Source organism: Streptococcus sp. HMSC067H01 (assembly GCF_001814775.1).
GTDB lineage: Bacteria > Bacillota > Bacilli > Lactobacillales > Streptococcaceae > Streptococcus.
The window spans coordinates 209,890-217,575 of record NZ_KV817781.1; the positions used below are offsets into that span (position 1 = coordinate 209,890).

Here is a 7,686-nt window from a genome sequence, read left to right on the forward strand (position 1 = left end):
ATGATACAAAGCCCGTCAAGAACAAAGTGAAAATAGGAAACTCGGTGCAGACGCCTTCAGCGTCAAGACGATGTTTATCTTTTTCACACAGTTCTTAGGGCGTGTTCACTTCCGCGAACATTGTACCCTTCTCCTTTCTATTCGGCAACTCTCTGGTTGCCATTAAATAAATTCTCCGACGATTTTTTAGCGAAACGATGCTTTACTATAAAAAATCTCATACGGGAAGTTGTTAGTTTTAACGATTGCTTGCTTTAAAAGCTTCCATCATTTCAATAAACTCGTCAAAAAGATAGCTTGCATCATGTGGGCCAGGTGCAGCGTCTGGGTGGAATTGTACGGAGAAGGCAGGTTGATATCTATGTCGTACTCCTTCTACGGATTTATCATTGATTTCCTCATGAGTAATCATCAAGTGCTCTGGAAAATCTTCTCGACTCACCGCATATCCGTGGTTCTGACTAGTAAAATCCACGCGCCCTGTTGCAATTTCACGGACTGCATGGTTAAAGCCACGGTGGCCAAACTTCATCTTATAGGTCTTGGCACCATTAGCCATTGAAAAGAGCTGATGCCCCATACAAATCCCAAAAATCGGAATTTTACCTTGAACTCCACGAATCATCTCTAGTGCCTCTGGTACATCCTCAGGATTTCCTGGACCATTTGACAGCATAACACCATCCGGATTCAAGTGAAGAATTTCCTCAGCAGTTGTTGTATAAGGAACCACCGTTACATTACAGTCTCTCTTAGACAATTCTCTCAAAATCGAATGCTTGAGCCCAAAGTCAACAAGCACCACGCTCAAACCTACCCCTGGAGCTGGATAAGCAGTTTTGGTAGAAACTTGCTTGATATTATCAATCGGTAGAACGGTCGCTTGAAGCTGATCTGTGATGTGATCGATACTATCTCCCACATGTGTCAGAGTCGCTCTCATAGTCCCATGTTTACGAATGATTTTTGTCAAAGCCCGTGTATCAATACCTGAAATACCAGGGATTTTCTTAGACTTCAAAAATTCATCCAGTGTCATCTGGTTGCGCCAGTTACTGGCTCTACGAGCTTCTTCAAACACCACTACACCTTTACAGGTTGGACTGATAGACTCGTAGTCATCACGGTTAATCCCATAATTACCCACCAAAGGATAGGTAAAGGTCAGGATTTGTCCATTATAAGACTGGTCTGTAATCGATTCTTGGTAACCAGTCATCCCAGTATTAAAGACGATCTCACCCGTGACGTCAATTTCAGCCCCAAAGGCTTTTCCTTCAAAAATTGTACCATCTTCTAATACTAGAAGTCGTTTTGTCATAAATTCACCTCTCGTGGATGCTCTCAGGCATCTTTTAACGTTTTGTGTCTTATTTTGCTTTTCTATATGCCAATACGGATTCCAAGATTGCCATTCTGACAAAGACACCATTAGTCATCTGTTGAACAATCCGTGATTTTGGAGCTTCAACCAAGTGATCAGCAATTTCAACATCGCGGTTGACTGGAGCAGGGTGCATCAGAATAGCCTTCTCTTTCAAGCGGTCATAGCGTTCTTGAGTTAAACCATGTTGAGTGTGATAGCCTTCTTTTGAAAAACCTGTTCCACTATCATGGCGTTCATGTTGAACACGAAGAAACATCATCACATCAACTTGGTCAATGATTTCATCAATATTTACAAACTTTCCATAGTCCGCAAATTCTTGACTTCTCCATTCTTCTGGACCAGCAAAGTAGAGTTCTGCTCCCAAACGTTTTAAGATTTGCATATTGGATTTAGCCACACGTGAATGGTCAAGGTCTCCAGCAATGGCCACTTTAAGTCCTTCAAAGTGTCCAAATTCTTCATAAATCGTCATTAAATCAAGCAAGCTTTGGCTTGGGTGTTGACCCGAACCATCCCCACCATTGATAATGGAAGTCGTAATAGTAGGACTTGCGATCAACTCTCTATAGTAGTCTACCTCTGGATGTCGGATGACACAGGCATCCACTCCCAAGGCTGACAAGGTCAAAATTGTATCATAGAGTGTTTCACCCTTATTGACTGAACTTGTTTTCACGTCAAAGTCCAATAGGTGAAGTCCTAGTTTAATCTCTGCTACTTCAAAAGATTTGTGGGTACGAGTCGAACTCTCAAAGAAGAGATTAGAGACAATGTGTTGGTCTTCGTAAGAAGCTTTTGCTCCATTTTTAAATTCGATCCCGCGTTTGATCAATTTCATGACTTGTTCTACAGTAAGGTCTTCCATAGAAACTACGTGTTGAATGGCTTGTTGATTTTCTGACATGGCTAACTCCTTTTTGCTATCTACGCTTCTTCAGTAATAAGAACACGATCTTGTCCATCAAGTTCAGTCATCTCTACGATGATCTCTTCTGAACGACTGGTTGGGATGTTTTTACCAACGTAGTCTGGACGAATTGGTAATTCTCTATGTCCTCGGTCTACTAGAACTGCTAAACTCACACGAGCAGGACGGCCATGGCTAACGATGTTGTCAATGGCTGCTCGGATGGTACGACCTGTATAGAGTACATCATCCACTAAAATCACTTCTCTATCCGTTACATCAACAGAAATGACAGAAGTATCTTCCCCACTTTTAACATCGTCACGGAATGGTTTTGTATCTAACTCAACGATCGGTACTGAGATTGACTCCAACTGTTCCAATCGTTCTTGAATGCGGCGGGCAATAAAGACACCTCGTGTTTTTATCCCTGCCAATACAATCTTGTTCAAGTCTTTGTTTCGCTCGATAATCTCGTAGGTGATTCGAGTAATCGCTCGCTTGACGGTCAATTCGTCAACTACTTCTTTTGTCTTCATGACAAACCTCCAAAAAGAAAAGTCTCCTTAAACAAGGAGACTTCAGAATATATAGTTAAGCTAGCCCTACCAAAAACAGTATAGACTCCACCCTTCTACTTAATCCAGCTCCTTGCCTGCCTCACGGGACAGGATTAAAGGAATATTTGATTGGTACTACTATAACACAAACTAGGAATCAATGCAAGAAAAAAACATGAAAATTCCATCTTATAACGAACTAAAATCGTATAATTGCGGATACTGATCGCATTCTGGATTTTTTGGATGACAAATAGCTCTACCAAAGTAAATCATAGCTTGATGGGCTGGCAACCACTTTTCTGGTGGCAGGATATCCATGACTCGTTTTTCGACTTCGAGGGGTGTAGCAGATTTTTTGACAATATCATGATGCTTACAGATGCGCTCCACATGAGTATCCACAGCGAAGGCAGGAATCCCAAAGCCAACACTCATCACAACATTAGCTGTCTTACGACCAACACCTGCCAGACTCTCCAATTCCTCACGTGTCTGAGGTACTTGACCATCAAAATCGTCTAGTAACTGTTGGGCACATTTTTTGAGGAACTTTGCCTTGTTTCGGTAAAGTCCTAAACGAGAAATATGTTTAGCTATGTCACTCTCACTTGCGTCTGCCATAGCTTGAGGTGTAGGAAAGGCTTCGAAAAGAGCCGGAGTTGCTTTATTTACTGCCGCATCTGTAGTCTGAGCAGACAACATAACTGCAACCAGAAGTTCAAAATGATTGCGAAAGTCTAGACTCGGTTTTGCATCTGGAAAAAGAGCGATGATTTCCTCAATGACATGACGGGCACGTTTCTTGGATAAAACCATCTATTCATCTCCATCAAACAGCCCTTGTAAACCTGCAAAAGGACTATTTTCTTCTTTTTTGACTGCCTGTTGAGCTTGATACTCTTCTTCAGACATAATTTGCCAGTCATTTCCAGAAACAAATCCCTGACCAGCTTCTTCCTCAGCTGTTAAGACCTTGATTGGAATATTGAGCAAGATATTGTCTGAAACGCTTTCAGCTAGGTCAATTTCTCCATTTTCGATAGGCAAGACTAAATCATCATCTAGAACTTCTTGGTCCAGTTGATTGACTGCACCTTCCATAAAGACTTCTGTCACTGGATAAGACTCTTTCAATTCTACCGGTTCCATGCTACGACTAGAAGCTAAAACGATTGTATAAGACAATTGATAGTCTAGGAAAAACATACGGTCTTCGTACTGAACCTTCCCTACCGTAACAATATCTTTTACATCTAAAATTTCTTGATTACGGGCACGCAAGTCAGCTGCTAAGTCTAAAGTCTGCTCAAAGTGCAAGCCTTCAGGCTGCTTACGGATTTCTTGAATATTTAATTTCATACTTCCTCCATAAAGATTTTCTATCTTGATTATACCATGAAATCACTTAATTTAATCGCTGCAGACCTTGTTTTAAATATTATTGAATTTTTGATATATTTACTATGACATATTTTGCTTTTAGTGCTATACTATAGACATCAATACATGAGCAAAGGAGGGCGCTCATATGGAAGACAAAGAACTAATCCTAGAAGCTTATCAACTCATTTCCGAGTTAAATAAAGCCTATCAGACCTGCAAACAAGGATTGCCTGATGATCTGCGCTTGCAGAAAATTATTGACCAGCTTCTCAATCAACTCAAAAAGGCTGAGAAAGTAGACAACGCCATCTTAATTGAACTGGAATCTTTTTACCAATGGACTAGTCTTTTGATTGGACTTGGTACACTTAAACTGAATGAAGAAGCTCGCACTGCTTGGCGAAACTATGACAAGTTCCACTACGATCAAGTTAAGCACGTTTTGACACTCTATGGACCTGTTTTTGGTTTTTAAAAATAGAGGATTTTCTGGCTTAATCTTGACAAAGTTTCTCAAAAAGAGTATGATGATTGCAACAATACTCGGAGGTAAGGGAGACATGAACAACTAAGTCTATCAAATAAAGAACCTTTATTTAGTAGATCTTGTTTCTGTCTCTTTTTGTATGCTCTTTTATGCTCTTTCTTCTGGCATTTTATACTCAATGAAAATCAAAGAGCAAACTAGGAAGCTAGCCGCAGGTTGTACTTGAGTACGGCAAGGCGACGCTGGCGTGGTTTGAATTTGATTTTCGAAGAGTATTAAAAGAGTTTTTTTGACATAGACGATTGGCTCTACTAGGTAAAGTAGAGCTTTTTGTTATGCAATGTGGACATTCTAGAAAGGGCAATAATATGATAAAAATCAATCATCTGACCATCACACAAAACAAAGATTTACGAGACCTTATTTCCGATTTAAATATGACTATCCAAGACGGAGAAAAGGTCGCTATTATTGGTGAAGAAGGAAATGGCAAATCAACCTTACTTCGAACTTTAATGGGAGAAAGATTAGCGGATTTTACTATTAAGGGAGAAATCCAGTCTGACCTTCAGGCCCTGGCCTACATTCCCCAACATCTCCCTGAAGAACTGAAGAAAAAATCTTTACAGGACTACTTCTTTTTAGATCCTGCTGAGTTGGACTACAGCATTCTCTATCGTTTGGCTGAGGAATTGCACTTTGACAGCAATCGTTTTGCTAGTGACCAAGAGATTGACACCCTCTCGGGGGGCGAAGCTTTGAAAATTCAGCTCATCCATGAGTTAGCAAAACCTTTTGAGATTCTATTTTTAGATGAACCTTCAAATGACCTAGACCTTGAGACGATTGATTGGCTAAAAAGTCAAATTCAGAAGATGAGGCAAACCGTTATTTTCATTTCCCATGATGAAGACTTTCTTTCTCAAACGGCAGACACCATTATCCACTTACGACTGGTCAAGCATCGAAAGGAAGCTGAAACCCTGGTCGAACATTTAGACTATGATCGCTATAGTGAACAGAGAAAGGCTAATTTTGCCAGACAAAGCCAGCAAGCTGCCAACGACCAACGTTCCTATGATAAAACCATGGAAAAGCATCGCCGAGTCAAGCAAAGCGTAGAAACTGCCTTGCGAAACACTAAAGATAGTACTGCCGGTCGCCTATTGGCTAAAAAGATGAAAAATGTTCTCTCTCAAGAAAGACGTTACGAAAAAGCAGCTCAGTCCATGACCCAAAAGCCACTCGAAGAGGAACAAATCCAACTTTTCTTTTCAGATATAGAGCCATTAGCCACTTCAAAAGTCTTAGTTCGACTGGAAAATGAAACTTTATCCATTGGTGAGCGTGTTTTAGCTCAAGGGCTACAATTAACTGTCCGTGGTCAAGAAAAAATCGGTATCATCGGGCCAAATGGTGTTGGCAAATCAACTCTTTTAGCCAAGCTGCAGCAACTTCTTAATAATAAGAGAGAAATCTCACTTGGATTTATGCCACAAGATTACCAAGAAACATTGAATTTTGATCTATCTCCAGTAGAATTTCTCAGCCAAACTGGACACAAAGAGGAATTACAGAAAATTCAATCTCACTTAGCCAGCCTTAATTTCAGCTATCCAGAGATGCACCACCAAATCCACTCCTTATCTGGAGGTCAACAAGGAAAACTTCTTCTTTTGAATTTAGTTCTACGTAAACCGAACTTTCTCCTTCTGGATGAACCCACACGAAACTTTTCTCCAACTTCTCAACCAGAAATCAGAAAACTCTTTGCCTCTTATCCCGGTGGTCTGGTTACTGTTTCGCATGATCGACGTTTCTTAAAAGAAGTCTGTACGAGTATCTATCGTCTGACAGAACATGGTTTGGAAGTCGTTGATTTACAGGATTTATAAATGTAGAAAATCTCAAAAGAGGCTGGGACAAAAGTCCTGGCCTCTCAATTCTCTTTGGATTGTCGAGCAAGACGCAGTGGTTGAGTGGGCTCTTCTACGCTGATTTCATCAGCTTTTACAGCCCTACTCAACTGTGCGGAGGTGGGACGACGAAATCGAATTCTAACGAATTACCGATTTCTGTCCCACTCTCGCTTTTTACATATGTTGCAAACGCTCAATCCGTTCTGAGATTGGCGGATGGGTATAGAAGAGTTTTTGCAAGCCACCTCATGACTGGCTATTAGTTCGGTTGTATAAGCTAAATAACTTTTTACCTCTGTTTAAAAATCGAAGCATTCTAATTTGGCCTTATCTAAAATACATAAAGCAAAATGCAACTAGATTATTGAGGACATGTAAAAGAATGGAATTCCAAAGATTGTCGGAAGTCTTATACCTTATACCAAATGCCACACCCATACCTAAATAGGTGATAAAACTAGGAATCGTATAGGGGCCATGTAGATAAGCAAAGAGAACCGATGTGGCAACCAAGCCAATATATGTATTCTTAAATACTGTCCCTTGTAACAGTCCTCGCATAAAAATTTCTTCCGTGACTGGTGCTAAAATACAGAGATCTAGAAAGAGCACAGGCAATGAAAGTGATAAACTTTGAATTGATTGAGTAGTGTCTGATTGGGTAGGACCTAAAAAATTGACCAAGATATAAAACAGGAAAAGCAAGGTGTAGGAGAGAAGCCACTTCAACATATCTTTTAGGCTGATTTTTCGAATGTGAAACAGGTCATACTTTCTTCCTACATAAAAAAACATTGAGAGTTCAACAAGTGTAAAAATGATTGAGAGAACTAATGAATTTGTCTGCATAACTTTGTCAGCTATACTCAAATGTATTGGTATGAAAATCAAAATCAAGAAAAAGGTCATCCAGCGCTTATACATGATTCACCTCACTAATATTTAATTACATATATTATACTACTTTTTTGTGATAGGACAAGTCACAAGTGAGGTGATAGATGCAAAAGAGAGTGGGACAGAAATCGGTAATTCGT

General features: G+C 40.1%; 8 protein-coding genes. 2 read left to right on the top strand and 6 right to left on the bottom strand.

Going from position 1 to position 7,686, the window contains the following annotated elements; all coding sequences use genetic code 11:
- Window positions 1–238: 238 nt before the first annotated feature.
- From HMPREF2987_RS02385 to HMPREF2987_RS02405, 5 genes are all read right to left on the bottom strand, one after another.
- A complete protein-coding gene (locus HMPREF2987_RS02385) occupies window positions 239–1,321 on the bottom strand; it encodes a carbamoyl phosphate synthase small subunit (RefSeq protein WP_075229174.1) in 1,083 nt (360 codons plus the stop codon).
- Window positions 1,322–1,370: 49 nt separating this feature from the next.
- Window positions 1,371–2,294: an aspartate carbamoyltransferase catalytic subunit gene (locus HMPREF2987_RS02390; RefSeq protein ID WP_075229175.1), complete on the bottom strand. Its 924-nt coding sequence runs from the start codon at window positions 2,292–2,294 to the stop codon at window positions 1,371–1,373.
- Between the two features lie 20 nt (window positions 2,295–2,314).
- Window positions 2,315–2,836 (bottom strand): bifunctional pyr operon transcriptional regulator/uracil phosphoribosyltransferase PyrR, encoded by a 522-nt coding sequence (gene pyrR / locus HMPREF2987_RS02395; protein ID WP_075229176.1) that lies wholly within the window; start codon window positions 2,834–2,836, stop codon window positions 2,315–2,317.
- 210 nt (window positions 2,837–3,046) lie between these two features.
- Window positions 3,047–3,676, bottom strand: a complete 630-nt coding sequence (nth, locus tag HMPREF2987_RS02400; protein WP_075229177.1) for an endonuclease III — start codon at window positions 3,674–3,676, stop codon at window positions 3,047–3,049.
- Window positions 3,677–4,219, bottom strand: coding sequence for a YceD family protein (locus HMPREF2987_RS02405; RefSeq protein WP_075229178.1), 543 nt, complete (start codon window positions 4,217–4,219; stop codon window positions 3,677–3,679).
- Between the two features lie 169 nt (window positions 4,220–4,388).
- Here HMPREF2987_RS02405 and HMPREF2987_RS02410 point away from each other — a divergent pair, with 169 nt between their 5' ends.
- Together HMPREF2987_RS02410 and HMPREF2987_RS02415 are read left to right on the top strand one after the other, a co-directional pair.
- Complete coding sequence (locus tag HMPREF2987_RS02410) at window positions 4,389–4,718, top strand: helicase BlpT (protein ID WP_075229179.1); 330 nt, start codon at window positions 4,389–4,391, stop codon at window positions 4,716–4,718.
- 347 nt (window positions 4,719–5,065) lie between these two features.
- Window positions 5,066–6,625: an ATP-binding cassette domain-containing protein gene (locus HMPREF2987_RS02415; RefSeq protein ID WP_075229371.1), complete on the top strand. Its 1,560-nt coding sequence runs from the start codon at window positions 5,066–5,068 to the stop codon at window positions 6,623–6,625.
- A 351-nt stretch (window positions 6,626–6,976) separates the two neighbouring features.
- Here the strand turns inward: HMPREF2987_RS02415 and HMPREF2987_RS02420 are convergent, their stop codons facing one another.
- Window positions 6,977–7,573 carry a CPBP family intramembrane glutamic endopeptidase gene (locus tag HMPREF2987_RS02420; protein WP_075229180.1) on the bottom strand — a complete coding sequence of 199 codons (597 nt, stop codon included), beginning with the start codon at window positions 7,571–7,573 and terminating at the stop codon, window positions 6,977–6,979.
- Window positions 7,574–7,686 lie beyond the last annotated feature (113 nt).

What these genes read in the sequence shown, in the direction of transcription:
- HMPREF2987_RS02415 (WP_075229371.1), top strand. Translation starts at nt 5,066, where the DNA reads ATGCAATGTGGACATTCTAGAAAGGGCAATAATATGATAAAAATCAAT.
- HMPREF2987_RS02385 (WP_075229174.1), bottom strand. Translation starts at nt 1,321, where the DNA reads ATGACAAAACGACTTCTAGTATTAGAAGATGGTACAATTTTTGAAGGA.
- HMPREF2987_RS02420 (WP_075229180.1), bottom strand. Translation starts at nt 7,573, where the DNA reads ATGTATAAGCGCTGGATGACCTTTTTCTTGATTTTGATTTTCATACCA.
- HMPREF2987_RS02405 (WP_075229178.1), bottom strand. Translation starts at nt 4,219, where the DNA reads ATGAAATTAAATATTCAAGAAATCCGTAAGCAGCCTGAAGGCTTGCAC.
- pyrR (WP_075229176.1), bottom strand. Translation starts at nt 2,836, where the DNA reads ATGAAGACAAAAGAAGTAGTTGACGAATTGACCGTCAAGCGAGCGATT.
- HMPREF2987_RS02410 (WP_075229179.1), top strand. Translation starts at nt 4,389, where the DNA reads ATGGAAGACAAAGAACTAATCCTAGAAGCTTATCAACTCATTTCCGAG.
- nth (WP_075229177.1), bottom strand. Translation starts at nt 3,676, where the DNA reads ATGGTTTTATCCAAGAAACGTGCCCGTCATGTCATTGAGGAAATCATC.
- HMPREF2987_RS02390 (WP_075229175.1), bottom strand. Translation starts at nt 2,294, where the DNA reads ATGTCAGAAAATCAACAAGCCATTCAACACGTAGTTTCTATGGAAGAC.